Raw genomic sequence first — 25,241 nt, 5'->3', positions numbered from 1 at the left:
CGGGGGCCTCTGCCGCTTTGGTGGCCAGCATGCGAGAGGATGCAGCAGCACGAAAAAGCGGGCGGAGCGATTTCGTCGCCCCGCCCGCCGCGGTGTCGTGAGAGATGTGCGCCCCTATTTCAGCGCTGGCGGTATTCGCCCTGACGCTCCAGCATCCAGCCGGGATATTCCGCGGGCAGGGCACTGAGCTTGTCGAGGCTCTCCAACTCCTCCGCGTCGAGCGTGATCTTCGTCGCGGCGATGTTGTCGGTCAGTTGGTCCTCGCGCTTCGCACCGACGATGACGCTGGTGACTACTTCCTGATGCAGAAGCCATGCCAGCGCGATCTGCGCCACGCTCGCATCGCGCTTCTCCGCCATCGGACGCATCGCGTCGATCAGGTCGAAAGCGCGGTCCTTTTCGACCGGCGGGAAGTCGAAATTGGCGCGGCGCCCGTCGGAGCCCTTGCCGTCGCGGTCGTATTTGCCGGACAGCAGACCGCCTGCGAGCGGGCTCCAGACCATCAGGCCCATGCCGGTGTCGCGCAGCATCGGCACCACTTCGCGTTCCAGATCGCGCCCGGCGATCGTGTAATAGGCTTGCAGCGACAGGATCGGGGCGAGCTTGCGGGCCTCGGCGATGCCGATCGCCTTCATCACCTGCCACGCGGCCCAGTTCGACAGGCCGATATAGCGGATATGGCCGTGCTGAACGAGCGTGGTCAGCGCCTCCAGCGTTTCCGAGATCGGCGTCATCGGGTCGAAGCCGTGGATCTGATAGAGGTCGATATGGTCGAGCTGCAGCCGCTCCAGGCTCTGCTTGCACTGCTCCATGATGTGATAGCGCGACGCACCGCGCTGGTTGATGCCTTCGCCCATCGGGCCGAGCACCTTGGTCGCGATGACCACCTCGTCGCGGGCGATACCGAGATTGCGCAGGCTCTGGCCGAGGATGCGCTCGCTCTCGCCACCGGCATAGACATTCGCGGTGTCGATGAAGTTGATGCCCGCGTCGATCGCGGTCTTCACCAGCCCGTCGGCGTCATCCTGCCGCAGCTGGCCGATCTGGCCCCACATGCCCTCCGACCCGCCGAAGGTCATCGTGCCGAGGCAAAGTTCCGAGACGAGGAGGCCGCTGGGGCCGAGAGGTCTGTAACGCATGGATCGCTCCTTTCGCATCTGTAGGGGCCCGGTTCGGACGGCCCCTCTGGTCCGGGTAGATGGCGCGCGCCGCGCTCGCGGCGAGCGTCGCAGGGTAGGGCTGGCGCGCACGATCGTGTCATCGCGCGAGGGGGCGGAGGCGTCAGTCCTTGGCGCGCTCCAGCTTCATCGGCGTGAACCACGGTGTGAGGATCACCCCCGTCGCTACAACGAGCGCGTAGCCGATCGCCGACATCATCGCGCTGCGATAGGCCTCGTGATCGCCCTGATCCGCGCCGCCCAACATGCCGAAGAAAATCCCGCCCATGATCGCGATCCCGAAGGAGATTCCGACCTGACGGAGCGCCTGCACCGCACCCGAGGCCGAGCCGCTGTCATTGCTGTCCGCCGACGAGAGCGCGACCTGGAACAGCGGCGACACCGTGTTGCCCATGCCGAAGCCGCCAAGGAAGAACCAAGGTGCCATTCGCCACCAGCTGATCGCGTCGCCCATCGACCAGATCGCCCATAGCTGGCCCGCAAAGCCCGTCGCAAGCAGCATGCCGCCTCCGGTCACGCGCCAGCGTATCCAGCGGTCGCCGAACCAGCCGGTCGTGGCCGAAGCAAGCAGGACGCCGACCGGGAAGGGCGTCGTCGTCAGGCCCGATTGCAGCGGGGTGAGCCCGTAGCCCGCCTGCAGGTAGAGGGCGATGGTGAAGAAATAGCTCGGTACCGCAGTGAATAGCGCCGCGTTCAGAAGGCTGCCCGACAGGAACGAGCCGGAACGCAGCAGGCGCATCGGCAGAAGCTGCGGGGCTTTGCGCTCTTCCTGATGGCGTTGCCAGCGGATGAAGATCCAGCCAAGGACTGGGGCCGCGAGCATCATCGGATACATCCATCCCTGCCAGCCGATCGACGGCGCCTCGACCAGCGGGAACAGCAGCGCCAGCATCGCCACGGCGGCGATCGCGATGCCCACCTTGTCGATGCCCAGCTTGCGGTTGCCCTGTCCCTTGGGCACCAGCATCAGCGCGGCGATGAAGGTGGCGATGCCGAGGGGAATGTTCACGAGGAAGATCGGACGCCAGCCGAGCCCGTAGATATCGGCGGTGAGCAGGAACCCACCCATGATCGGCCCTGCCACCGAGGCCAGCCCGGCGGTCAGCGCGAACAGGCCGAAGGCAGCGCCGCGCTGCTCCGGCGGGAACAGGCGCGGCACCAGCGCCAGCGTCTGCGGCGTCATGATCGCGGCACCGACGCCCTGCGCGATGCGTGCGGTGACCAGCGTGCCGATCCCCGGGGCGATGCCGCATATCAGCGAGGCGGTAGTGAACAGCGCGATGCCCGAGACGAATAGCTTGCGCCGTCCCAGCAAGTCGCCCATCCGTCCCGCCGGCAGCAATAGGATCGCGAAGGAGAAGGTATAGCCCGCGACGATCCACTCGATCAGGTTCGGCGGGGCCGACAACTCTTCCTTCATCGACGGCAGGGCGACGTTGACGATCGTGATGTCGATCAGGTTCATGAAGTTCGCCAGCAGCAACACGGCTGCGGCGGCCCAGCGGCGGGTGGGCGAAAGCGGGGATGCTTGTTCGGGTTCGGCCATTCGGAGTCCGTTCTGTCGCGGCTGTAACGCCAAGGGTAGCTAGCGGAGGGGCGAAGCTGGTCAATAGTGGGTCTTTCGGAGGGGTCACGCGGAACAACTTTCGAGTGTGTCAAAATACATACGCACAGGGGCGCGCGAGTGGATGCATCGCGGGCGCAGGGATTCGAAGGGGAACGGCGCGGGGAGGCTTGGGTGCGGGCAACGGGGCTTGGCGTTCGTTGCGAAAAAAAAGGGCCTCGCGCAAGTTTCAAAAAGATTTCTCGGAGGCCCGTGAAATGCGCTCTCACATGGGTGTGAGCACCGTTACGTCAGACTTGCGCCATGCCGCGATCATGCCCTTGATGCCCTATCAACGAAAAAACGGGGCCCCGCGCTCGCCTTAACGTTGCGCGCGACCGGACCCCGGAAATGGAGGTATCCCTTGAAGTCGATTGCCGCGATCTCCGCTTTTGCCCTGATGTTGGGCAGCGCCGCACCCGTTCTCGCCCAGTCGAGCAAAGTGCCCGAAGGCACCAAGCTCGCCGCTGACCAGACCTTTACCTACTGGCTGCAGGACGATCTGAAGACGCTCGATCCGGATCTGAGCACATCGAAGGACGGTAACGACGTTCTTCAGCAGATGTTCGAAGGTCTCTACCAGCAGGACGATCACGGCAATCTCGTGCCTGCGCTCGCCAAGAGCTACGAGGTCTCCGACGACAAGAAGACCTACACCTTCCACCTGCGCGACGAGAAATGGTCGAACGGCGATCCCGTCACCGCGCAGGATTTCGTCTATGCATGGCGTCGTCTCGCCGATCCGGCTACCGCCTCGCAATACTCGTGGTATATCGAGCTGATGCAGGTGAAGAACGCCCATGATGTGATCGCGGGCGACAAGAAGCCGAGCGAACTTGGCGTGAAGGCGCTCGATGACCACACGCTGCAGGTGACGCTCGACAGCGCGATCCCCTATTTCCGCCAGATGCTCGTTCTGTCCTCGACCTTCCCGGTGCCGCAAAAGGTCGTGGAGAAATACGGTTCCGACTGGACCAAGCCCGAGAACATGGTCGTCAACGGTCCTTACAAGCTGAAGAGCTGGAAAATCGGCGACTCGATCGAGCTGGTGAAGAACGACGCTTATTACGATGCCGCGAATGTCACGCTGACCGATCTGAAATTCATCCCGATCCAGGACAACGACCAGGCGCTGACGCGCTACGAGGCGGGGGAGCTGGACTTCGTGCAGACCCCGGCGGGTCAGTATCCGCGTCTGAAAGATGAGTATCCGGATGCCGCGCACGCTCCGCCGCGCTCCTGCGTCTACGCCTACCGCTTCAACGTCGGCCCGAACGGCCCCGAGGCGCTGAAGGACGTCAAGGTCCGCAAGGCGCTGTCCTACGCGATCAACCGCGACATCATCGTCGACAAGATCCTCAAGGGCGGCCAGAAACCGGCCTATACCTGGACCCACTGGGCGACCGCGAACTTCAAGGCGCCGGACGTGGCTTATGCCGACATGACCCAGCAGGAACGGATGGACAAGGCCAAGGAGCTTCTGAAGGAAGCCGGCTACGGTCCCGATCACCCGCTGAACCTGCGGATCATGTACAACACCTCGGCCGACCACAAGAAAATCGCGATCGCGGTGCAGCAGTTCTGGAAGCAGATCGGCGTGAAGTCGACGCTCGAGAACTACGAGTGGAAGGTCTATCTCGACAAGCTCAACGGGCAGCATGACTTCGACGTGGCCCGCACCGCATGGTGTGCCGACTACAACGAGGCCTCGACCTATCTCGACGTGAACACCTCGTGGTCGGATCAGAACTCGGGTCAGTGGTCGAATTCCGAATACGACAAGTTGATGAAGGACTCGAAGACGGCGGAAGATCCGCAAGAGGACTATACCAAGGCGGAAAAGATCCTCGCCGAGGACATGCCGCTCGCGCCGATCTACGCCTACTCGCTGCCGATGCTGCTGAACCCGCAGATCAAGGGCTACCCGTTCGATAACGTCCAGCTGAACTGGTACGCGAAGAACATGTACAAGGTCGCAAAGTAAGCCGGCTGAAACGATAACGGGCGGGCCGCGCGATCGGCCCGCCCGACTTATTTCGGGACACTCTTATGATCGTCTACATTCTCAAGCGTCTGGCCATCGCGATCCCGACGCTCCTGGTGCTCATCATCGCGAGCTTCCTCTTGATGCACACGGCGCCTGGCGGGCCGTTCTCGTCGGAGCGGGCCGTGCCGCCCGAGGTGCTCGCCAATCTCAACGCGAAATACGGGCTCGACCAGCCGCTGTGGAAGCAGATCGCGACCTATCTCTGGAACGTGGTCGCCCATTTCGATTTCGGGCCGTCGTTCTCGTATAAGGACCGCTCGGTGAACGACATCATCGCGCAGGGCTTCCCGGTCACGCTGACCTACGGCTTCCTCAGCTTCATCGCCGCCGTTCTGGTCGGCGTCACTCTCGGCGTCACCGCCGCGATCAAGCGCAACTCGTGGCTCGACTACCTCGCCGTCGGCATTTCCATCGGCGCGCAGGTGCTGCCGAACTTCGTGATGGCGCCGATCCTCGTGCTGGTGTTTACGCTGTCGCTGCACTGGCTGCCCGGCGGCGGCTGGAGCTTCGACGATCCGCGCTTCTGGATCATGCCGGTGATCGCGCTTTCGACCTCTTACATGGCCTCGATCGCGCGGATCACGCGCTCGTCGATGCTGGAGACGCTGAGCTCAAACCACATCCGCACCGCGCGGGCCAAGGGTCTGCCGAAGCGCAAGATCATCATGCGGCACGCACTGAAACCCGCGCTGCTGCCGGTGATCTCCTATCTCGGTCCGGCCTTCGTTTCGATGATCACCGGCTCGGTGATCGTGGACGTGTATTTCACCACGGGCGGGATCGGCAAAAGCTTCGTGGATAGCGCGCTCAACCGCGATTACGCGGTGATGATGGGGATCACGATCCTGCTGGGCACGCTGACCATCCTGTTCAACCTTGTCGTCGATATCGTCTACGGATGGATCGACCCGAAAATCCGGTACTGACATGGTCATAGACGAATCCAAGATGACCTCGCTCGCCGAGGCAACGAGCCGCGAAGACGTGGCGGGCCGCTCGCTCTGGGCGGACGCGCGCCGGCGGTTCTTCAACAATAAGGCCGCGATTTTCGGGCTGGCGCTGCTCGTCTTCGTCGTGGCCTTCGCGCTGTTTGGCAACCTGATCGCGGCGTGGAACAATTCCGACATCGACTACAACGTGATGGGCGATGCCACGGCCTCTGCGCCGTCCTTCGCGAACGGCCATTACTTCGGCGCCGACGATCTGGGCCGCGATCTGTTCGCGCGCACCGTGCAGGGCACGCAGATCTCGCTGTTGGTCGGCGTGATCGGCACGCTGATCGCGGTGTCCGTGGGCACGGTCTATGGCGCGATCTCGGGCTATTTCGGGGGCCGCGTCGACGGCTTCATGATGCGCCTCGTCGATATCCTGCTGGCGATCCCTTACATGTTCGTGCTGATCCTGCTGCTGGTCATGTATGGCCGCTCGATCGGGATGCTCTTCGTGGGCGTCGGGTTGATATCCTGGCTGGAGATGGCGCGGATCGTGCGCGGCCAGACGCTGACCCTGAAGAACCGCGACTATGTCGAGGCCGCGCGCGCCATCGGCGTGCCTGCGCCGACGATCATCCGCCGCCACATCCTGCCAAACCTCGTGGGCGTGGTCGTGGTCTTCGCGACGCTTCTGGTGCCGCTGATGATCCTGACGGAGAGTTTCATCTCTTTCCTCGGGCTCGGCGTGCAGGAGCCGCAGACCTCGCTGGGGGCGCTGATCTCTGAAGGGGCGGGGACGATGAGCTACGGCACGCTGTGGCAGCTGGCCTTCCCGCTGTTCTTCTTCGTCACCACCCTGTTCGGTTTCTATTTCGTAGGGGACGGGCTGCGTGACGCGCTCGACCCGAAGGAGCGCTGATATGCCATTGTTGGAAGTCAACGACCTCAACGTCCGGTTCGCAACGCAGGAGGGCGAGGTTCACGCCGTCAACGGCGTCAGTTTCGCGCTCGAGCGCGGCGAGGCGCTGGGCATCGTCGGCGAGTCCGGTTCGGGCAAGTCGCAGCTCAGCTTCTCGATCCTCGGACTGCTGGCCGCGAATGGGAAGGCCTCGGGCTCGGTGAAATTCGACGGGCGGGAGATCCTGAACCTGCCCGAGCCCGAGTTGAACAAGTTGCGCTCCGACCGGATCTCGATGGTCTTTCAGGATCCGATGACCGCGCTCAACCCCTATATGCGGATTTCGGACCAGATGGCCGAAGTGCTGATGCTGCATAAGGGCTTGGGCAAGCGCGCCGCCGTGGCTGAGGCCGCGCATATGCTCGAACTGGTGAAGATCCCGGACGCGAAGAACCGCGTGCGTCTGTTCCCGCATGAATTCTCGGGCGGGATGCGCCAGCGCGTGATGATCGCGATGGCCCTTCTGTGCAAACCAGATGTGCTGATCGCAGATGAGCCGACGACCGCGCTCGACGTCACCGTGCAGGCGCAGATCATGGACCTGCTGGGCGAGCTGCGCCGCGAGCTGGGCATGGCGACCGTGCTGATTACTCACGATCTGGGCGTCGTCGCGGGCTTCTGCGAGCGGGCGATCGTCATGTATGGCGGTCAGGTGATGGAGCAGTCGCCCGTGGATCCTTTGTTCGCCAACCCGACCCATCCCTATACCAAGGGCTTGCTGGCCGCGCTGCCGCGTCTCGATGCGGAAGTCGCGATGACCCCGATCCGGGGCAATCCGCCGAACATGACCGGCGCGCCGAAGGGCTGCCCGTTCTGCCCGCGCTGCGATTTCGTCGAAGAGGTCTGCGCCGACGTTATGCCGCCGCTGACGGAGTTCGCGCCGGGCCGCGCCCGCGCTTGCCACCGTTCCATTGAAACGATCGAGGAGGCCGCCGCATGACGACCCCGCTGATCGAGGCCCGCGACGTTCGGGTCACTTTCGAAATCCGCCGCGCCTCGGACCTGCCGTGGACCGAGCCGCCGAAGCTGCGCGCGGTCAATGGCGTGAACTTCAAGCTGGAGCAGGGCAAGACGCTCGGCATCGTGGGCGAGTCAGGCTGTGGCAAGTCCACGTTGGCCCGCGCGCTGATCCGGATGCTGCCCGCCGAGGGCGAGATCATTTGGGAGGGCAAGACCGATCTGCTGCCGCTCTCGCCGCGGCAGATGCTGAAATACCGTTCCGACATCCAGATGATCTTTCAGGATCCGCTGGCCTCGCTCGACCCACGGATGACCGTAGGCGAGATCATCGCGGAGCCGCTGCGCACCCATCGCCCGAAGATGGGCCGCAAGGAGCGCAAGCAGAAGGTCCGCGAGGTGATGGAGAAGGTCGGTCTTCTGCCGAACCAGATCAACCGCTACCCGCACGAGTTCTCGGGCGGTCAGTGTCAGCGCATCGGCATCGCCCGCGCGCTGGTCGTGGAGCCGAAGCTGTTGATCTGCGATGAGCCGGTCTCGGCGCTCGATGTCTCGATTCAGGCGCAGGTGATCGCGCTTCTCGAAGATCTGCGCCGCGATCTGGGCCTGACGGTCATCTTCATCGCCCATGACCTCAGCGTTGTGCGCCATGTTTGCGACGAGGTGATGGTGCTTTATCTGGGCCAGATGATGGAGGCGGGCGCTACCGAGAAGATCTTTGCAGAGCCACAGCACCCGTACACGCAGGCGCTTCTGTCGGCGGTGCCGATCCCAGACCCGGAGATCGAGCGCAACAAGACCCTGATCGCGCTGGAAGGCGATCTGCCGAGCCCGCTGAACCCGCCATCGGGCTGCCCGCTGCGCACCCGCTGCCCGCGGGCGAGCGAGGTCTGCGCCACGACTCCGCCGACCGAGGAGGTCGCCGGGCGTCAGGTCTTCTGTCACCATCCCGGCCCTGCGGCCGAAGTGCAGGCGGTGCTGTCGGAGAGCTGAAATCTTGTGCGGCGGGCGGTGATGCATCGCCCGCTCACGCGGATTTGCGCAGGTTGACGCAAGGTCTTTGTCCAATCGGTCAAAAGACTGTTACGATCCCCGGATAGAGCGCTCCGGCAAGGAGCCAATTGTCTCGGAGGATCCCCCTATGTCGCTTATTTCGCGTCGTCAGTTTCTCGTTACCACCACCGCCGCAGGCGGTCTCGTGATGGTCCACCCGTTCACCGCGCGCGCGGCTGAAGGTCAGGCCCACCTGCGCCTGCTGTGCACTACCGATATTCACTGCCATATCCGGCCCTACGATTATTATGCCGACAAGCCTGTCGATACCGTGGGCCTGTCGCGCACTGCGACCCTGATCGAGGGCGTACGCGCGGAAGCCGCCAACACCCTGACCTTCGATAACGGCGATTACATGCAGGGCAACCCGATGGCCGATTACATTGCATACTCCAAGGGAATGAAGGAGGGCGACACCCACCCGGTCATCGCGGCGATGAACCTGCTGGGCTATGATTGCGGCACTCTGGGCAATCACGAGTTCAACTACGGGATGGATTTCCTCAAGAAGGTGAACGACCGCGCAAACTACCCGATGGTCTGCGCGAACTTCGCCCATAAGCTGGGCGCGACCCCGCGCGAGGACGACCTTTACCTGCCGCCCTACCTGATCCTCGACCGCGAACTGACCGATGGGGCTGGAAACAAGATGCCGATCCGCGTCGGCGTGATCGGCTTCGTGCCGCCGCAGATCATGCAATGGGACCGCGCGCATCTCGAGGGCAATTACCAGACCCGCGACATCGTGGAGGCCGCGAAAGCATGGGTTCCGCAGATGCGCGAGGAGGGCGCCGATCTGGTCGTGGCGCTCGCCCATACCGGAATCGACAACGGTCCTCAGACCGACGGCATGGAGAACGCTGCCTTCTACGTCGCAGGCGTCGACGGTATCGACGCGGTGATCACCGGGCACCAGCACCGTAACTTCCCCGGCAAGGATTTCTCGGGCCCCGGGATCGACAATGAGAAGGGCACGCTGCAGGGCAAGCCCGCGGTGCAGGCGGGCTTCTGGGGCAACCACATGGGGCTGATCGACCTTATGCTGAGCCGCGACGGCGGCAAGTGGAAGATCGATAGCCACAGCTCCGAGATCCGCCCGATCTTCGCGCGCGGCGAGGATCGTTCGATCACGCCGCTGACCATCGATTACAAGCCGATCCTCGCGGCCACCGATCAGGTGCATGAAGAGACGCTCAAATATGTCCGCGCCAAGGTGGGCGAGACCGAAGCGCCGCTCTATTCCTACTTCGCGCTGGTGGCCGACGATCCCTCTGTGCAGATCGTCTCGAACGCGCAGATCTGGTACGTGAAGAAACTGCTGGAGGGCACGCCCGAAGGCAAGCTGCCGCTTCTGTCGGCGGCGGCGCCGTTCAAGGCCGGCGGGCGCGGCGGTCCGGATTACTTCACCGATGTTCCGAAAGGGCCGGTGGCGATCAAGAACGTCTCCGACCTCTATCTCTATCCGAACACGCTACAGGCGGTGAAGGTCACCGGCGCGCAGGTGAAGGACTGGCTGGAGCGCTCTGCAGGCATGTTCAACCAGATCGAGCCGGGTGCGAAGGACGCGACGCTGCTGAACCCCGATTTCCCGTCCTACAATTTCGACGTGATCGACGGGGTGACCTACCAGATCGACATCACCCAGCCCGCGAAATTCGACAAGGACGGCGTGGCGGTGAACCCCGACGCGAACCGCATCGTCGATCTGAAATTCGAGGGCAAGCCGATCGATCCGAAGGCCGAGTTCGTGATCGCGACGAACAACTACCGCGCCTCGGGGGGCGGCAGCTTCCCCGGCGCGGACGGCTCGACCGTGATCTACCGTGCGCCCGACACCAACCGCGACGTGATCGTACGCTACATCCACGACAAGGGCACGATCAACCCGAAGGCCGACGCGAACTGGTCCTTCGCGCCCGCGGGCGGCGCGACGGTGCTGTTCGAGACCGGGCCGAAGGCACAGGCCTATGTCGAGGACGTGAAATCCCGGGGTCTCGACATCGAGCAGGCGGGCGACGGCGAGGGCGGCTTCGCGCTCTATCGCATCACGCTCTGAACTGCCTTGGACAGAGGCTGAAAGGGGCGCCATCGGCGCCCCTTTTCCACGCAGTGCTGTCGCGAGGCGCTTTGCCTCCGGTATCTCGCGAATACGTGAACTCCGCGCGGGGCGCGAACTGACACCGGAATTGCGGTGCGGATGTCGCGAGCGGCTGCGTTGATTGGAAAGTTTACCATTTAAAACAATAAGTAAGACAAGCCGTCTTTCCAGAGCCTCACGGCACGCAGCATTTGTTTCCTGCATTTCCCGCCGCGCGCGAGTGGCGACAGAACCAAGCGGGCCTATCGTAGAAATGGAACAACGCCGGGACAACCGGGCTGCGGACAGGAGTTTCAGTATGAGCATTGGTCGGATGACGCGGCGCGCCGCGCTTGGGATGCTGCTTGCGGGCGGGGTCGCCGCGCAGGCATTGGCGCAGGGAATGCCGGGCGGCGCGCGTGGCCCGACCGAGGTCGGCGTGATGCAGGTCGAGACACGGTCCGTGCCCTATACCGTCACCCTGCCGGGCCGCGCCGTGGCCTATGAGCAGACCGATATCCGCCCGCGCGTCGCCGGCACCATCGCCTCGATTGATTACGAGGCGGGTCACAAGGTCGCGACGGGCGACGCTCTGTTTCACATCGACGACGACACCTATCAGGCCGAGCTGACCGCAGCCGAGGCCGAGAAGGCGAGCGCCGACGCCAATGTGCAGGCCGCGCAATCGCAGGTGGACCGCTACACCAAGCTGGAGAAGACTTCGATTTCGGTGAGCGATCTGGAGACGGCGAGGGTTACGCTGGCCCAAGCCAAGGCCTCCGCGCTGAGTGCCGAGGCCGATCTTCAGACCGCGCAGCTCAATCTCGACCGCACGGTGATCCGCTCGCCTATCGACGGCTACCCGGATGTGGCGAACGTCTCCGTCGGCTCGCTGGTCACGGCGAACCAGTCCGACGCGCTGACCACGGTAACGCGGCTCGATCCGATCTATGTCGATGTTTCCGAGAGTGCGGCGCGGATCATGCGGGTGCGTCAACGGATCGATCAGGGTACGCTTCAACGCGGCGATCAACTGAAGGTCTCGCTGCTGCTGGAGACCGGTGAGGAATATGACGGCACCGGCACGCTGGTCAGCCCCGGCGCGACCGTATCCTCGACCACCGGCACGGTCGATTTCCGGTTTAAGTTCGACAATCCCGACCGGCTGATCCTGCCGGGCCAGTTCCTGCGCGCGAAGATCACGCTGGGCACGACTCAGGCGATCCTCGTGCCGCAGCGAGCGACCACGCGGGAAGGGGATGGGTCGCTTTCGGCCTTCGTCGCCGCGGATGGCACGGCGAAGAAGGTGACGCTGACGACGGCGGGGACCTATCAGAACGCGTGGATCGTGACCGGCGGCATCGAGAGCGGCGATCAGGTGATCCTCGACGGGCTGAAGAACCTGCGTGACGGGGCCGAGATCAAGACGGTGCCGGTGACGATCAACGCGCAGGGGGTCGTGAAGGATGCGAGCCCCTCGAGTGACGAGACCGATACGGCGAAGGCGGAGTGAACCCGGCATGATCCGCTTCTTCATCCATCGCCCCGTCTTCGCGATCGTGCTCGCGCTGGTGACGATGCTCGCCGGCGGCTACGCGCTCACGCAGCTTCCCGTCTCGCAATATCCAGAGGTCGCGCCGACCACGATCCGCATCTCCGCCAGCTATTCCGGGGCGACCGCGCAGGCGGTCGAGAACTCGGTGACGACGCCGATCGAGGACTCGCTGACCGGGCTCGATGGGCTGCTCTACATGGAGAGCTCTTCCAACCAGGGCTCTGCGCGGCTGACGCTGACCTTCGACGGCTCGGTCGATCCGATCGATGCCGAAAACGAGGTGCAGACCAAGATCCGCAAGGTCGAGAATGCGCTGCCTGATGCGGTGCAGACCTCCGGGGTGAATGTCTCGCGCTCGTCCTCGGACATCCTGATGGTCGGGGCACTGGTCTCGACCGATGGCAAATATTCGACCGTCGAGCTGGGCAACATTCTGGACACCGAAGTAAAAGGCGCGATCGAGCGCACTGCGGGCGTGGGCGGGATCAACGTCTTCGGCTCGGGCTACGCGATGCGGGTCTGGCTCGATCCCTACAAGCTCGAGCAATACCAGCTGACGCCGACGGACGTGACCGCGGCAGTACAGGCGCAGAACACCACCGTCTCGGTCGGCTCGCTGGGCGATCTGCCCACCACCGAAGGCCAGCAGTTCACCGCCACGATCACCGCACAGAGCCAGCTGACCTCGGTCGAACAGTTCGAGAAGATCCTGCTGAAAACAGAACCCGACGGCTCTGCGGTCTATCTGGGCGATGTCGCGCGGATCGAGATCGGGCAGGAGAATTACGGCACCAATTCCAGGTTCAACGGCATGAATGCGGCAGGGTTCGGCGTGAACCTCGCGAACGGCGCGAATGCAGTCGATACGGCGGCGGCAGTGCGTGCGACGCTGGATCGGATGTCATCGTCGCTGCCCGAGGGTGTCAAGTTCCAGATCGCCTACGACACCTCGCCCTTCGTGCAGCTTTCCATCGAGAAGGTCTATCACACGCTGGCCGAAGCGATCGTGCTGGTGCTGCTGGTGATCCTCGTATTCTTGCAGAAATGGCGCGCGACATTGATCCCGATCGTCGCAGTTCCCGTGGTGCTGCTGGGCACATTCGCGGTGCTGCTGGTCGCGGGCTATTCGATCAACACGCTGACAATGTTCGCGATGGTGCTGGCGATTGGCCTCTTGGTCGATGACGCGATCGTCGTGGTGGAGAACGTCGAGCGCGTGATGGAGGAGGAGGGGCTCAGTCCCCTCCAAGCCACCGAGAAAAGCATGTCCCAGATCACCGGCGCACTGATCGGGGTGGCGCTTGTGCTGTCGGCGGTGTTCCTGCCGATGGCGTTCTTTCCCGGCTCGACGGGCGTGATCTATCGGCAATTCTCGGTAACGATCATCACCGCGATGGTGCTCTCTGCCGTGGTTGCGCTGATCCTGACGCCTGCGCTGGCGGCCAAACTCCTGCGCCCCTCGACGGGCCGCGCGATTGCGCCGGCGCGCGCTTTCAATATCGGTTTCGCGAAAGTGCAGCGTGGCTACGCCGGTGCGGTCGCGCGCATCGTGCACAAACCCTTCCTGATGGCGCTGGTGCTGGTTCTCGTGCTGGCGGGCGCTTGGGGCGTGATGACCCGGCTGCCGTCCTCCTTCCTTCCGAAGGAAGATCAAGGCGTGCTCATGGCGATGGTGAACCTTTCGGAAGGGTCGACGACGGCACAGACGTCGGATGTGGTCGACCAGATCACCCAATACCTGCTGACGCAGGAGAAGTCCGATGTGGCTTCGGTCTTCGCGACGCTCGGGTTTTCCTTCGGGGGTGGCGGACAGAACACTGCGATGGTCTTCGCCAAGCTGAAGGATTTTGGTGAGCGCACTGGCGCGGATCAAACCGCCGCCGCGATTTCGGGGCGGGCGAACGCCCATTTCGCAGGTCTGCGCGCGGGGCAGGTCTTCTTTCTGCAACCGCCGGCGATCCGCGGGATCGGCAATTCTTCGGGCTTCCAGATGTACCTGGTGGATCAGGGCAATAACGGGACCGCTGCGCTGAAGGAGGCAGGCGATCAGCTCGTGGCCGAGGCGAAATCGGATAGCCGCCTGACCAATGTCCGGGTCAGCGGCGATGAGGACAAGGCAGCACTGCAGCTGGATATCGACCAGCAGAAGGCCGAAAGCTTCGGTCTGACGCTGAGCAACCTCAATTCGATGCTCTCAGTGATCTTCAGCGGGAGATCGGTGAACGACTTCGATCTCAATGGCAATCTGCGCCCGGTGATCGTGCAGGCCGATGCGCCCTACCGGATGCAGCCGGAGGATATCGACACTTGGTATGCGCGCAACGCCTCCGGTGAAATGGTGCCGTTCTCGTCTTTCGCGACGACGAAATGGGTCTCCGTCGCGCCGAAATTGTCGCGCTATGACGCGGCCAATGCGATCGAAATCTCGGGCCAGGCGTCGGACAGCGCAAGCTCCGGCGCGGCGATGGACGCGATGGAGCAGCTGGTCAATGACCTGCCCGGCGGCTACGCGGTCGCCTGGACGGGGTTGAGCTATCAGGAACGCCAGTCCGGCGATCAGGCGCCCTATCTCTATGCGCTCTCGGTGCTTGTGGTCTTTCTCTGCCTTGCCGCGCTTTACGAGAGCTGGTCGATCCCGCTGTCAGTGATGCTCGCCGTGCCGGTGGGCGTTCTGGGGGCGCTGGTCTCGGCGTGGGTCTTCGGGCAGTCGAATGACGTCTATTTCAAGGTGGGTATCCTGACGACCATCGGTCTGGCGGCGAAGAACGCGATCCTGATCGTGGAATTCGCCAAGAACCTCGAGGCCGAGGGCAAGGAGCTGATCCCCGCGACCATCGAGGCGGCACGGCTCCGCCTGCGCCCGATCCTGATGACCTCGCTCGCCTTCATGCTCGGCGTGGTGCCGCTGGCGATCGCGACCGGGGCAGGGGCCGCGGCGCAGAACGCGATCGGCATCGGCGTGCTGGGCGGGATGGCGGCGGCAACCTTCATCGGTGTCTTCATGGTGCCCGCCTTCTACGTCCTGATCCGCAAACTCACTCCGGGGCGCTGAGGCGGGGGGCGATTCCGTCGCGGAGCCGGCGGCGTCAGGCCCATGACCGCCTCAGCGACCTGTCACATCCGCCTGAATCGGGGAATGCGGGGAACAAAGCGTTGAAGACGCAAGTTTCCCCGCCAAGGAAAGCCGGCAAATGCCGGAAAGAACCGATAAAGGAGTGAAGTTATGCTGAGCATGATCGGGGGCCTCATCGTCCTCATCCTCGACATCTGGGCCATCGTGTCGATCTTTGGTTCGGGAACGTCCACCGGCAAGAAAGTGCTGTGGATCTTGCTGATCATCATCCTGCCGGTGATTGGCTTCATCATCTGGCTGATCGCCGGACCGAAGGGCGCGAAGGCGACAGTTTGAACGACGCGGAGGCAAAGGGACGAGCCGCGCAGTGCCCTGCGTATCGTTCCTATCGGCTCTGCTACCCTATTGCTGCTGGCGCTCGCGCTGGCTGTCTGGATCAGCCCTTGGTGGCTGATCCTTTCGCTTTTTGCGAGGCCGTTACGCCAACTGCTGCGAGCCGCGCCGGGAACGCCTTCCTGCGATGAGCGGGGTCGGGTGAACGCAGCCGCCGCAAGGGGTTCGCGGCGGCTGCTGCCCGACGGAGACGAGTGTGGGGAATCTCCGTCAGGGTCTCGTACTGTTCCCGAACGGGAACGTAAAAGCGGACGGTCCCACGGGTCGAGAGCGCTACGCGCATGTCCTCGACACGAAGGCGTCCGGAATGTCTAAGCTGCGCGAAGGGCTGACCCGCAAAGGAGAAGCGGATCGACGGCAACAAAGGGCATTTGCACCGGATGGGGGCACGCACGCAACCGTAATCGGGCTGCACAGGGCGGATATTCGCCGGTAGCCGCGACGGAACGGGCAAACCGAGCGGACCGGGAGGACGAGATGGACGAAGCCGAACGGATAGGAACCGAAGCTGCACGCTTGCTGGATATGAGCCCGCAGCGGGTCAAGCCGTTGGCGGGCGGCGATCTGAGCCCGGTTCTGGCGATGGACCTGCCGAGTGGGGAGCGGGTGATCGCCAAGGGCGGGCCGAGCCCGGAGACCGAGGCAGAGATGCTTCGAACGCTGGCCGACGCGGGCGCGCGGGTGCCGAAGGTGCTTGCGGTCTCTCGGATCTGCCTCGTTATGGAGGCGCTATCCCAGAGCGGCGGGCTGAGGGGCGCGGGCTGGCTGGAACTCGGCGAGTCGCTTCTCCGCCAGCACCGTGCGCCGGGGGCGCCCGATGATACGCCCTATGGTTGGCCCGTCGATTACGCTTTCGGCCCGGTGCCGATCCCGAACGCAGGGCAAGCGACATGGACCGAGTTCTGGGCCGAGGCAAGGCTGCGCCCGTCGCTGCCCGAACTGCCCGCGCCGCTCGCCCGCCGGGTCGAGAGGCTCGCGGCGCAGATCGACGAGCATCTGCCGCCACGCCCGTTCCCGTCCTTGCTGCATGGCGATCTCTGGGCGGGAAACGTGTTGGGCGACCAGGGGCACCTGAGCGGGTTGATCGACCCGGCATGTTATTACGGCGACGCGGAGGTCGATCTCGCGATGCTTCATCTCTTCGGCGCGCCGGGGCGGGAATTTGCCGTGGGCTACGGCGCGCTGCCGCCCGGTTGGGAAGCGCGCCGGGTGATCTATCAGCTATGGCCCGCGCTCGTGCATCTGCGCCTGTTCGGGGCCGGTTATCACGGAATGGTGGCGGGGCTTCTGGACCGGATCGGCGTCTAACGGGGAACCAGCGCGGCCATGAGGCGCTTTGGCTGCATTGAGAGGTGTTCACGGTGTCCCTGCCCAATGTCTCGATCTCGCGGCTGCCCGCGCTCAACTGGTCGCGCGGATTGCCCGCAGCGCTGGCGCTGAGCGGGCTGGTCGGGATCGTGCTGATGCTCGACCTGCCGCGCGGGCAGGAACTGGCGGCGCTCGGCGCGGGGTTTGCCACCTCGACGGGGCAGGGCAAGTCGATCCGCAACCGCCGCTGGCCCGTCACCTTCCTCGACATCGCCGGTAAGCTCGTCGGGATCTTCGCCGGGATGGTCGCTGCGAAGATCATGATCGGCGGCGTCGCGCTGAGCGTGCCGGGAATGCTGCTCGGCGCCTTCGCGGTGGGCTTGTTGTCACGCCGAGATATGAGCCTGTGGTGGCTGTTCCTGCAAAGTTGGCTGTTCTTCTCGCTCTCGACCTTTCTCGTACAGTTCATCCCGTCGCCCGGGCCGGTGCTGCTCGCCGTCGGCGGCGCGATGGTCTGGGTCTTGGCCGTGGAAGAGGCGGTTCGGGTGATCTGGAAACACTTCGCGCCCGAAACCGGTCCAACGCTCGACGGGCAGGTGCCGCCCGACGGCATCGCGCCGCGCAACTCGCTGATCGGGCAGGGGCTGCAGGCGATGGGCGCGGTGGGGCTGTCCTACGGGATCGCGGTCGCCCTCTCGATCAACCACCCCTACTGGGCACCGCTGTCAGCGCTGCTGATGTTGCGCCCGCGCCCGGGCATGACATGGGAGCGCGTCTTCGTGCGCAGCCTCGCGACGCTTGCAGGTGCGGTCGGAGCGAGCCTGCTTGTGCTGTGGCTCGGGCCGCACAGCGCGCTTATGCCGGGGCTCTACGTGATATTCGGCGTGACCGCGATCCTGTTTGCTCCGCCCGCGCATTACCCGACCTTCGTGGCTTTCCTGACCGCGCTGATCGTGGTGATGGTCTCGATGGGCAATGATGCGCCGCTGTCGAACGCATGGGGCCGGATCGCGGGGACGGTGCTGGGTGGGGCCTCGGCCCTGGCAATGAGCTATCTCGCCCATGCGATCCGCAAGCGGCTCGGCTGGGAGGAAAGCCTTCCCGAGAGCGATGCCGCGTGAACGAAAACGGCCGCCCCGAGGGACGGCCGTTTCAAATCGCGATGTCAGCCGATCAATCGGGCAGGATGCGTACGCCGCCCTTCGCCGCCGAGCTGGCCAGCAGCGCATAAGCCTTGAGTGCGGTCGAGACGGCCCGCTTGCGCGGCTCTGCCGGTTTCCACGGCAGCGGCCCTTTTGCCTCGCGGCGCGCGGCCAGAACATTGTCGGCCACGGCGAGGTTGATCGTGCGGTTCGGGATGTCGATCTCGATGATGTCGCCGGTCTCGACGAGGCCGATCGTGCCGCCTTCTTCCGCTTCCGGGCTCACATGGCCGATTGAGAGGCCCGACGTGCCGCCCGAGAACCGCCCGTCGGTCAACAGCGCGCATTTGGCGCCGAGGCCTTTCGATTTCAGATAGGAGGTCGGGTAGAGCATCTCCTGCATCCCCGGTCCGCCGCGCGGACCTTCATAGCGGATGATGACCACTTCGCCCTCGACGACCTTGCCGGTGAGGATGCCCGACACCGCGTCGTCCTGGCTCTCGAACACCTTCGCGGGGCCCGAGAATTTCAGGATCGAGTCGTCCACGCCTGCGGTTTTCACGATGCAGCCCTGCTCGGCGATGTTGCCGTAGAGCACCGCCAAACCGCCATCCTGCGAGAAGGCATGTTCCGCGGTGCGGATCACGCCGCCCTTACGGTCGCGGTCGAGCTCCTTGTAGCGGTTCTCTGTCGAAAACGCCTGCGTGGTGCGCACGCCGCCCGGAGCCGCGCGATAGAACTGGTGGATGGCGTCGTCATTCGCGACCATCACGTCCCACTTCGCGAGCGCTTCGCCCATCGTTTCCGAGTGCACGGTGCGCACGTGTTCGTGGATCAGGCCGGCGCGGTTCATCTCGCCGAGGATGCCCATGATGCCGCCTGCGCGGTGGACGTCTTCCATATGGACGTCCTGCTTCGCCGGCGCGACCTTGCAGAACACCGGAACCTTGCGGCTCAGCCGGTCGATGTCTTCCATCGTGAACTCGACCTTGCCCTCATGCGCGATCGCCAACAGGTGCAGCACGGTATTCGTGGACCCGCCCATCGCGATATCGAGGCTCATCGCGTTCTCGAAGGCCTCGAAGGTCGCGATCTCGCGCGGCAGCAGGCCCTTGTCTTCCAGCTCGTAATGGCGGCGCGTGATCTCGACGATCTTGCGGCCCGCCTCGAGGAACAGTTCCTTACGGTCAGCATGGGTGGCGAGCATCGAGCCGTTGCCGGGCAGGGCCAGACCCAGCGCCTCGGCGAGACAGTTCATCGAGTTCGCGGTGAACATGCCAGAGCACGACCCGCAAGTCGGGCAGGCGGCCTTCTCGATCGCGAGCACGTCCTCGTCGGAGTATTTCTCGTCGGCCGCCGCGACCATCGCATCGACCAGATCAAGGTCGTGACCGATGATTTCCGCGCCTTCCTTCCCGGCCTCCATCGGGCCGCCGGAGACGAAGATCACCGGGATGTTCAGGCGCATCGCGGCCATCATCATGCCGGGGGTGATCTTGTCGCAGTTCGAGATGCAGACCATCGCATCGGCGCAGTGGGCGTTGACCATGTACTCGACGCTGTCGGCGATCACTTCGCGCGAAGGCAGGGAGTAGAGCATCCCGTCATGGCCCATCGCGATCCCGTCGTCGACGGCGATGGTGTTGAATTCCTTCGCGACACCGCCCGCGCTTTCGATCTCGCGCGCGACCATCTGGCCGAGGTCCTTGAGGTGGACGTGACCGGGCACGAATTGGGTGAAGGAGTTCACGACCGCGATGATCGGCTTGCCGAAGTCGTCATCCTTCATGCCGGTGGCGCGCCACAGACCGCGCGCACCTGCCATGTTGCGGCCATGGGTGGATCTACGGGAACGATAAAAGGCCATAAGATTTCCGTTTCTGTCGCGCCCGAGGGGACTCGGGCAATTTCCTGTCGCGGGCCTGAATATAACATGGATCGCCCGATGAACAGTGGCGAGATGGCGCGGGTGGACTGTGCGATGGTGCGAGATGTTGGGGAGAGCGCGTCTCGGCGGGCTTCCAGTGGAAGCCTGAGCGGGGAGCGCGCCGCGTGGCGCGACGCAGGGCGCCTCATACGGGAGACGATGGTCTTGCGCGGCGCGCGCGCGACGCCCCCGGAAGACACGCGGCAAAGCTTGCGCATCCGCCGCCTTCACCTACCTTTCATCCGATGCCCGACACCGCCGCCACGCCCCTCCTGCCGCAACGCTTCTCCGACTGGTTCGCCAGCCGCGGCTGGGAGCCGCATAGACACCAATTGGAGGTGCTGGCGTCGCGCGAAGATACGCTCCTGATCGCGCCGACCGGGGGGGGCAAAACGCTGGCCGGTTTCCTGCCGTCGCTCGTCGATCTTGCGGAGAACCATGACGGCCTGCACACGCTCTATGTCTCGCCCCTGAAGGCGCTCTCGAAGGATATCGCCCGCAACCTGCGCGCGCCGGTGGACGAGATCGGGCTGGACCTGCGGATCGAGGATCGCACCGGCGACACCTCGGCCACGCAGCGCCGTCGTCAGCGGGTCGATCCACCGCAGATCCTGCTGACGACGCCGGAGAGCCTCGCGCTGATGCTGTCATACCCCGAGGCGCCGAAGATTTTCGCGGGGGTGAAACGGGTGGTGCTCGACGAGATCCATGCGCTGGCCGAAAGCAAGCGGGGCGACCAGTTGATGCTGGGCGTCGCGCGGTTGCGCAGCCTGTCGCCGGGCCTGACCGTTACCGGGCTGTCGGCGACGGTCGAGGCCCCGCAGGCGCTCGCAGATTTCATGGGCGGCGCGCGGTTGCGCAGCCTGTCGCCGGGCCTGACCGTTACCGGGCTGTCGGCGACGGTCGAGGCCCCGCAGGCGCTCGCAGATTTCATGGGCGGCGCGCGGTTGCGCAGCCTGTCGCCGGGCCTGACCGTTACCGGGCTGTCGGCGACGGTCGAGGCCCCGCAGGCGCTCGCAGATTTCATGGGCGGCGCGCGGGTGATCATGGCCGACCCGGGCCCGCCGCCTGATATCGAGATGTTGCCGACCGAGCTCCCCGCGCCTTGGGCCGGCGGCGGCGGACGGCACGCCGCGCGCGACGTGATGGCGGCGATCGAGGACGCACGCCTCAGCCTCGTTTTTCTTAACACGCGCGCACAGGCGGAGCTGTTCTTTCAGGCGCTCTGGGAGGTGAATGACAACGCCCTGCCGATCGGGCTGCATCACGGCTCGCTTTCGCGGGAAGCGCGGCACAAGGTCGAGGAGGCGATGGCGAATGGCGCTCTGCGCGCCGTGGTCTGTACCGGCTCGCTCGATCTGGGGCTCGACTGGGGCGATGTCGATCTGGTCCTGCAGGTCGGCGCACCGAAGAACGTCAAACGCCTCGTGCAGCGGATCGGGCGCGCCAATCACCGATATGACGAGCCTTCGCGCGCCCGGATAGTGCCCGCGAACCGCTTCGAGATTGTCGAATGCGCCGCCGCTTTGGAGGCCGTGCGCGAGAACGATCTCGACGGCGGCGGACGACGTTGGCGCGGCCCGCTCGACGTGCTGTGCCAGCATATCCTGCTGACGGCCTGCGCCGGGCCGTTCGAGGCGGATGCGCTTTATGCCGAGGTGCTGGGGGCGGGGCCCTACGCCACGCTGCCGCGCGCCGATTTCGATGCCTGTCTCGAGTTCTGCGCGACGGGCGGCTACGCGCTGCGGGCCTATGACCGCTGGCAGCGCCTGCTGCCGCGCGACGGAAAATGGCAGCTCCGCGACCCCCGCGCGACCCGCGATCTGCGGATGAATATCGGCACGATCACCGAGACCGAGAAGCTGAAAGTTCGCCGCAAATCCCGGCGCGGCGGCACGCCTCTGGGCGAGGTCGAGGAAGGCTTTGCCTCGTCTCTGACCCCCGGCGATACCTTTTTGATCGGCGGGCAGGTGGTGCGCTACGAGAGCCTGCGCGAGATGGTCGTCGAGGTGACGAGTGCCGCCACGCGCGAGCCGAAGATCGCCGTCTTCTCGGGGCTGAAGATGGCGACCTCGCTGGAGCTGTCGCAACGGGTGCAACGGCTGATCGCCTCGCCGGAAGACTGGGACCAGTTGCCGCCCCACACCCGCGATTGGCTGGCACTGCAGCGCGATATCTCGACCCTGCCAGCACCCGGCACACTGACCTGCGAGACCTTCCTGCGCGGCGGACGGGCATTCTTTTGTCTTTATGGCTTCGCGGGGCGCAACGCGCATCAGACGCTCGCACTGCTGCTGACGCACCGGATGGAGCAGGCGGGACTGGGGCCGCTCGGCTTCGTTGCCACCGATTACGCGCTGCTGATCTGGTCGATCGACCCGGTCGAGGATCCCGCCCCGCTGCTGTCGGCAGAAGGTCTGCGGGAAGGCCTGCGCGACTGGCTGGAGAGCAACGCGGTGATGAAGCGCGCGTTTCGGTCGATCGCGACGATTGCAGGGCTCATTCAGCGCAATCTGCCGGGGCAGCGCAAATCGGGCAAACAGGCGACGTTTTCCTCGGACATCCTCTATGACACGTTGCGCCGCTACGATCCCGATCACCTCCTTCTGCGCATCACTCGCGAAGAGGCTAGCCGCGGTCTTGTCGATTTCGAGCGGATCGAGGAGATGCTGGCCCAAGGGCAGAGAATCGTGCATATCCGCGCCCCGCATGTGACGCCGCTGGCCGCGCCGCTGTTGCTCGAACATGGGCAGGTCGGCATTCGCGGCGGCACGGGCGAGGCACGACTGATGGAAGAAGAGGCGCAGGCGATGATGCGCGAGGCGGGGCTGGAATGAGAGAGATCACCTTCGCGGGGCAGCGGTTCGAGGCGCAACCGTCGGGCGCGCTCTATTGGCGCGAGGAGGGCGCGCTGATCGTGGCCGATCTTCACTTGGGCAAGTCCGAGCGGATGGCGCGGCGCGGCGGTGCGCTGCTGCCGCCCTTCGAGAGCCTCGACACGGTAATCCGGCTCGAGGCCGAGGTGCTGCGCCTGCGGCCTTCGCGGCTGATCAGCCTTGGTGACGCCTTCGATGACGACGCGGCCGCGAGCGAAATCGCCCCGGAGATCGCCGGGCGTCTAACCCAGCTCGCGGCCCTGACCAAGCTGCTATGGATCGCGGGAAACCACGATCCGATCGGCCTGGGCCGGACCGTCGAGGAGACGCAGATCGGCCCGCTCACGCTGCGCCATATCGCCGGTTTCGGGCCGGACCTCTCCGGCCATTACCATCCCAAAGCCAAGATCGCCCGGCGCGCCTATCGGGCGTTTCTCATCGGTCGCGATCACCTGATCCTACCCGCGTTCGGCACCTATACCGGCGGGTTGGATTGCGACGGGCCGGAGCTGTCGTCGCTGGTCGGGCCGGGGGTAGCGGTGCTGACGGGGCCGGGGATGCCGATGCGCCCGATCGGTCAGAGCGCGCTGCGCCAGTCGCGATAGCCCGCCCGTTCCAGCGCCTCGCGCGCCGCGATGAAGCCGGGGCGATCGGGCTCCGGGTCGGGGATCGGCACGACCGGCGCGAGGTCGTCCAGACCCAGACCATGCTCGCGCCGCCCTGCGCGGATCAGGGCGAGATACCATTCGAACGGCGCGATCCCGTCCCGGCGCTGCAAGGCGCGATAGGTGAAGGCACGTGCGCCGTCCTCGAGTACTAGCGCGATTTTCTCGTAATGCAGCCCGGCCCCCTCGGCGGCATCGAGCGCTGGAATGTCGTTCTCCGCGATCTCAAACAACACGCCTCGGGTGCTCGCGTCGCCCTGCGTGATCGTGGCCTTTGCGCTCCCGTCGCGCCCGCGTTTCGAGAAATCGAGCGAATGTCCGGGGATCTCCGCATGGCCGATGACGCGCGCCGAAGGGCAGCGCGCGGCAAGCCGGGTGGTCAGCAAGTTGGACCCGTAGGCGAGGTAGGGGATCATCCGCTTACCCTCAGGCTCATCGCGAATGTCTCCTGCCCGCCGGGGGGCAAGATCATGCTGTCGAGTCGCGCGGCCAGTTCCGGCCCGGCGCCTTCCGAAGCAGGCAGCCCGTGCCACGGCTCAATGCAGATATAGGGCGCACCGGGTTTCTGCCACAGCGCGAGATTGGGCAGGTTGGAAAAGCGGAAATCGAGCACCGGCCCGCCCTCTCCGCAATAGCGCAGCCCGTCGCCCGCGCCTTCAGGGAAGATCATCGCGTCGTCTTCAAACTGTGCCGGATCGAGGGTCAGCGCGCCCGTCGTGAAGGGCGAAGGCATCCGCGCGCGCCCCAGCATACCATCCACGAGCCGAGCGAGCGCAGGCTCCGCGCCGTTGCTCAGCTCGATCCGATGCGGGCCGGTCGCACCGGGCAGCGGCCAACGAAACGCGGGGTGAAAGCCGAAGGAAAACGGCATCTCTCGCTCGCCCGCATTGCTCACAGTAGCGGTGACGCGCAGTTCCGACCCCACGACTTCGTGGACGATCTCAAGACGGAAATCGAACGGATAGGCCGCCGTGTCATGCGAGGGTTCGAGCAGGTGGCAGCAGCGGGATTGCGTCAGCTCGGTCACGCGAAAGGGCAGGTCGCGGGCGAAGCCGTGCTTGGAGATCGCGTGGGGCGTTCCATCGATCGTCACCCCGTCGGGCGCGGGAAGGCCGACGATGGGGAAAAGGATCGGGGCCTGCCCGCTCCACCAGGCCGGGTCGCCCTCCCAGAGCAGCTCCTGCCCCTGATAGCTCAGCCCCTGCATCTCAGCGCCCAGATCGGCGATGGTGACGCTGAGGCTGTCGGAAGAAATCTGCGGCATGTGTCGGGATCCGGAGGTTGTGACGTGTCTCGCCTTGGTATCGCGCCGCCGGAGATGATCCAAGCCCGCGTCCGTTTCGTGCCGAGTGAGGGGGGGCAGCGCCCGACCTTGGGGTGAGCCGCGTCTCGGAGGGCTTCCTTTGGAAGCCTTCAGCGGCGAACGCGCCGCGCGTCGCGGCGCAGGGGGGCTTTGCTGTCGTCCGGTTTGGGCGATTTATCTCGCAAGCCCGGAGG

The 25,241-nt window shown here is 64.9% G+C and carries 18 protein-coding genes; 13 read left to right on the top strand and 5 right to left on the bottom strand.

The genetic code is table 11. The features are described 5' to 3' along the window. Positions 1-119: 119 nt before the first annotated feature. Entirely contained in the window at positions 120-1,139 is a 1,020-nt protein-coding gene (locus B6V75_RS06995; protein ID WP_088719135.1) for an aldo/keto reductase, read from the bottom strand. Between the two features lie 142 nt (positions 1,140-1,281). Continuing rightward, positions 1,282-2,724 carry an MFS transporter gene (locus tag B6V75_RS06990; RefSeq protein WP_075776289.1) on the bottom strand — a complete coding sequence of 481 codons (1,443 nt, stop codon included), beginning with the start codon at positions 2,722-2,724 and terminating at the stop codon, positions 1,282-1,284. A gap of 421 nt (positions 2,725-3,145) precedes the next feature. Here B6V75_RS06990 and B6V75_RS06985 point away from each other — a divergent pair, with 421 nt between their 5' ends. The 11 genes from B6V75_RS06985 to B6V75_RS06935 all read left to right on the top strand — a co-directional run bounded on the left by B6V75_RS06985 (position 3,146) and on the right by B6V75_RS06935 (position 18,255). Beyond that, entirely contained in the window at positions 3,146-4,765 is a 1,620-nt protein-coding gene (locus tag B6V75_RS06985; protein ID WP_341865727.1) for a peptide ABC transporter substrate-binding protein, read from the top strand. Between the two features lie 65 nt (positions 4,766-4,830). Beyond that, positions 4,831-5,754: an oligopeptide ABC transporter permease OppB gene (gene oppB, locus B6V75_RS06980; RefSeq protein WP_075776288.1), complete on the top strand. Its 924-nt coding sequence runs from the start codon at positions 4,831-4,833 to the stop codon at positions 5,752-5,754. A 1-nt stretch (position 5,755) separates the two neighbouring features. Beyond that, positions 5,756-6,679, top strand: a complete 924-nt coding sequence (locus tag B6V75_RS06975; RefSeq protein WP_075776287.1) for an ABC transporter permease subunit — start codon at positions 5,756-5,758, stop codon at positions 6,677-6,679. A gap of 1 nt (position 6,680) precedes the next feature. Continuing rightward, positions 6,681-7,658 (top strand): oligopeptide/dipeptide ABC transporter ATP-binding protein, encoded by a 978-nt coding sequence (locus B6V75_RS06970; protein WP_088719134.1) that lies wholly within the window; start codon positions 6,681-6,683, stop codon positions 7,656-7,658. Beyond that, positions 7,655-8,668, top strand: coding sequence for an oligopeptide/dipeptide ABC transporter ATP-binding protein (locus B6V75_RS06965; RefSeq protein ID WP_088719133.1), 1,014 nt, complete (start codon positions 7,655-7,657; stop codon positions 8,666-8,668). Before B6V75_RS06970 ends, B6V75_RS06965 begins: the two co-directional genes overlap by 4 nt. 148 nt (positions 8,669-8,816) lie before the next feature. After that, positions 8,817-10,784 carry a bifunctional 2',3'-cyclic-nucleotide 2'-phosphodiesterase/3'-nucleotidase gene (locus tag B6V75_RS06960; protein ID WP_088719132.1) on the top strand — a complete coding sequence of 656 codons (1,968 nt, stop codon included), beginning with the start codon at positions 8,817-8,819 and terminating at the stop codon, positions 10,782-10,784. 340 nt (positions 10,785-11,124) lie between these two features. Next, positions 11,125-12,318, top strand: coding sequence for an efflux RND transporter periplasmic adaptor subunit (locus B6V75_RS06955; protein WP_088719131.1), 1,194 nt, complete (start codon positions 11,125-11,127; stop codon positions 12,316-12,318). 7 nt (positions 12,319-12,325) lie between these two features. Continuing rightward, positions 12,326-15,412: an efflux RND transporter permease subunit gene (locus B6V75_RS06950; RefSeq protein ID WP_088719130.1), complete on the top strand. Its 3,087-nt coding sequence runs from the start codon at positions 12,326-12,328 to the stop codon at positions 15,410-15,412. Positions 15,413-15,583: 171 nt separating this feature from the next. Continuing rightward, positions 15,584-15,769, top strand: coding sequence for a PLDc N-terminal domain-containing protein (locus B6V75_RS06945; protein ID WP_088719129.1), 186 nt, complete (start codon positions 15,584-15,586; stop codon positions 15,767-15,769). A gap of 534 nt (positions 15,770-16,303) precedes the next feature. Continuing rightward, a complete protein-coding gene (locus B6V75_RS06940; RefSeq protein WP_240496919.1) occupies positions 16,304-17,134 on the top strand; it encodes a fructosamine kinase family protein in 831 nt (276 codons plus the stop codon). A 53-nt stretch (positions 17,135-17,187) separates the two neighbouring features. Further along, positions 17,188-18,255 carry an FUSC family protein gene (locus tag B6V75_RS06935; protein ID WP_146735107.1) on the top strand — a complete coding sequence of 356 codons (1,068 nt, stop codon included), beginning with the start codon at positions 17,188-17,190 and terminating at the stop codon, positions 18,253-18,255. Between the two features lie 52 nt (positions 18,256-18,307). Here B6V75_RS06935 and ilvD read toward each other — a convergent pair whose 3' ends face one another. Further along, positions 18,308-20,143, bottom strand: a complete 1,836-nt coding sequence (gene ilvD / locus B6V75_RS06930; protein ID WP_075776278.1) for a dihydroxy-acid dehydratase — start codon at positions 20,141-20,143, stop codon at positions 18,308-18,310. A gap of 305 nt (positions 20,144-20,448) precedes the next feature. Here ilvD and B6V75_RS06925 point away from each other — a divergent pair, with 305 nt between their 5' ends. Both B6V75_RS06925 and pdeM read left to right on the top strand, forming a co-directional pair. After that, entirely contained in the window at positions 20,449-23,040 is a 2,592-nt protein-coding gene (locus B6V75_RS06925; RefSeq protein ID WP_088719127.1) for a DEAD/DEAH box helicase, read from the top strand. Continuing rightward, positions 23,037-23,684 (top strand): ligase-associated DNA damage response endonuclease PdeM, encoded by a 648-nt coding sequence (pdeM, locus tag B6V75_RS06920; protein ID WP_088719126.1) that lies wholly within the window; start codon positions 23,037-23,039, stop codon positions 23,682-23,684. The genes B6V75_RS06925 and pdeM overlap by 4 nt, the downstream gene beginning before the upstream one ends. Here pdeM and B6V75_RS06915 read toward each other — a convergent pair. Both B6V75_RS06915 and B6V75_RS06910 read right to left on the bottom strand, forming a co-directional pair. Continuing rightward, a complete protein-coding gene (locus B6V75_RS06915) occupies positions 23,657-24,160 on the bottom strand; it encodes a gamma-glutamylcyclotransferase family protein (RefSeq protein WP_088719125.1) in 504 nt (167 codons plus the stop codon). The two genes, pdeM and B6V75_RS06915, sit on opposite strands and share 28 nt — an antisense overlap. Continuing rightward, positions 24,157-25,008, bottom strand: a complete 852-nt coding sequence (locus B6V75_RS06910; RefSeq protein ID WP_088719124.1) for an aldose 1-epimerase family protein — start codon at positions 25,006-25,008, stop codon at positions 24,157-24,159. The genes B6V75_RS06915 and B6V75_RS06910 overlap by 4 nt, the downstream gene beginning before the upstream one ends. Between the last annotated feature and the right edge of the window lie 233 nt (positions 25,009-25,241).

Origin of the sequence: Thioclava sp. F1Mire-8, from assembly GCF_002213165.1 — a bacterium.
Taxonomy (GTDB): Bacteria; Pseudomonadota; Alphaproteobacteria; order Rhodobacterales; family Rhodobacteraceae; genus Thioclava; species Thioclava nitratireducens.
The sequence above is the reverse complement of the archived record's forward strand: the minus strand, read 5'-3'. Positions and strand labels throughout refer to the sequence as shown.

Coding starts and splice junctions, on each gene's coding strand:
- B6V75_RS06915 (WP_088719125.1), bottom strand. CDS start 24,160: ATGATCCCCTACCTCGCCTACGGGTCCAACTTGCTGACCACCCGGCTT.
- ilvD (WP_075776278.1), bottom strand. CDS start 20,143: ATGGCCTTTTATCGTTCCCGTAGATCCACCCATGGCCGCAACATGGCA.
- B6V75_RS06970 (WP_088719134.1), top strand. CDS start 6,681: ATGCCATTGTTGGAAGTCAACGACCTCAACGTCCGGTTCGCAACGCAG.
- B6V75_RS06995 (WP_088719135.1), bottom strand. CDS start 1,139: ATGCGTTACAGACCTCTCGGCCCCAGCGGCCTCCTCGTCTCGGAACTT.
- B6V75_RS06960 (WP_088719132.1), top strand. CDS start 8,817: ATGTCGCTTATTTCGCGTCGTCAGTTTCTCGTTACCACCACCGCCGCA.
- pdeM (WP_088719126.1), top strand. CDS start 23,037: ATGAGAGAGATCACCTTCGCGGGGCAGCGGTTCGAGGCGCAACCGTCG.
- B6V75_RS06925 (WP_088719127.1), top strand. CDS start 20,449: ATGCCCGACACCGCCGCCACGCCCCTCCTGCCGCAACGCTTCTCCGAC.
- B6V75_RS06910 (WP_088719124.1), bottom strand. CDS start 25,008: ATGCCGCAGATTTCTTCCGACAGCCTCAGCGTCACCATCGCCGATCTG.
- oppB (WP_075776288.1), top strand. CDS start 4,831: ATGATCGTCTACATTCTCAAGCGTCTGGCCATCGCGATCCCGACGCTC.
- B6V75_RS06945 (WP_088719129.1), top strand. CDS start 15,584: ATGCTGAGCATGATCGGGGGCCTCATCGTCCTCATCCTCGACATCTGG.
- B6V75_RS06975 (WP_075776287.1), top strand. CDS start 5,756: ATGGTCATAGACGAATCCAAGATGACCTCGCTCGCCGAGGCAACGAGC.
- B6V75_RS06990 (WP_075776289.1), bottom strand. CDS start 2,724: ATGGCCGAACCCGAACAAGCATCCCCGCTTTCGCCCACCCGCCGCTGG.
- B6V75_RS06940 (WP_240496919.1), top strand. CDS start 16,304: ATGGACGAAGCCGAACGGATAGGAACCGAAGCTGCACGCTTGCTGGAT.
- B6V75_RS06965 (WP_088719133.1), top strand. CDS start 7,655: ATGACGACCCCGCTGATCGAGGCCCGCGACGTTCGGGTCACTTTCGAA.
- B6V75_RS06955 (WP_088719131.1), top strand. CDS start 11,125: ATGAGCATTGGTCGGATGACGCGGCGCGCCGCGCTTGGGATGCTGCTT.
- B6V75_RS06950 (WP_088719130.1), top strand. CDS start 12,326: ATGATCCGCTTCTTCATCCATCGCCCCGTCTTCGCGATCGTGCTCGCG.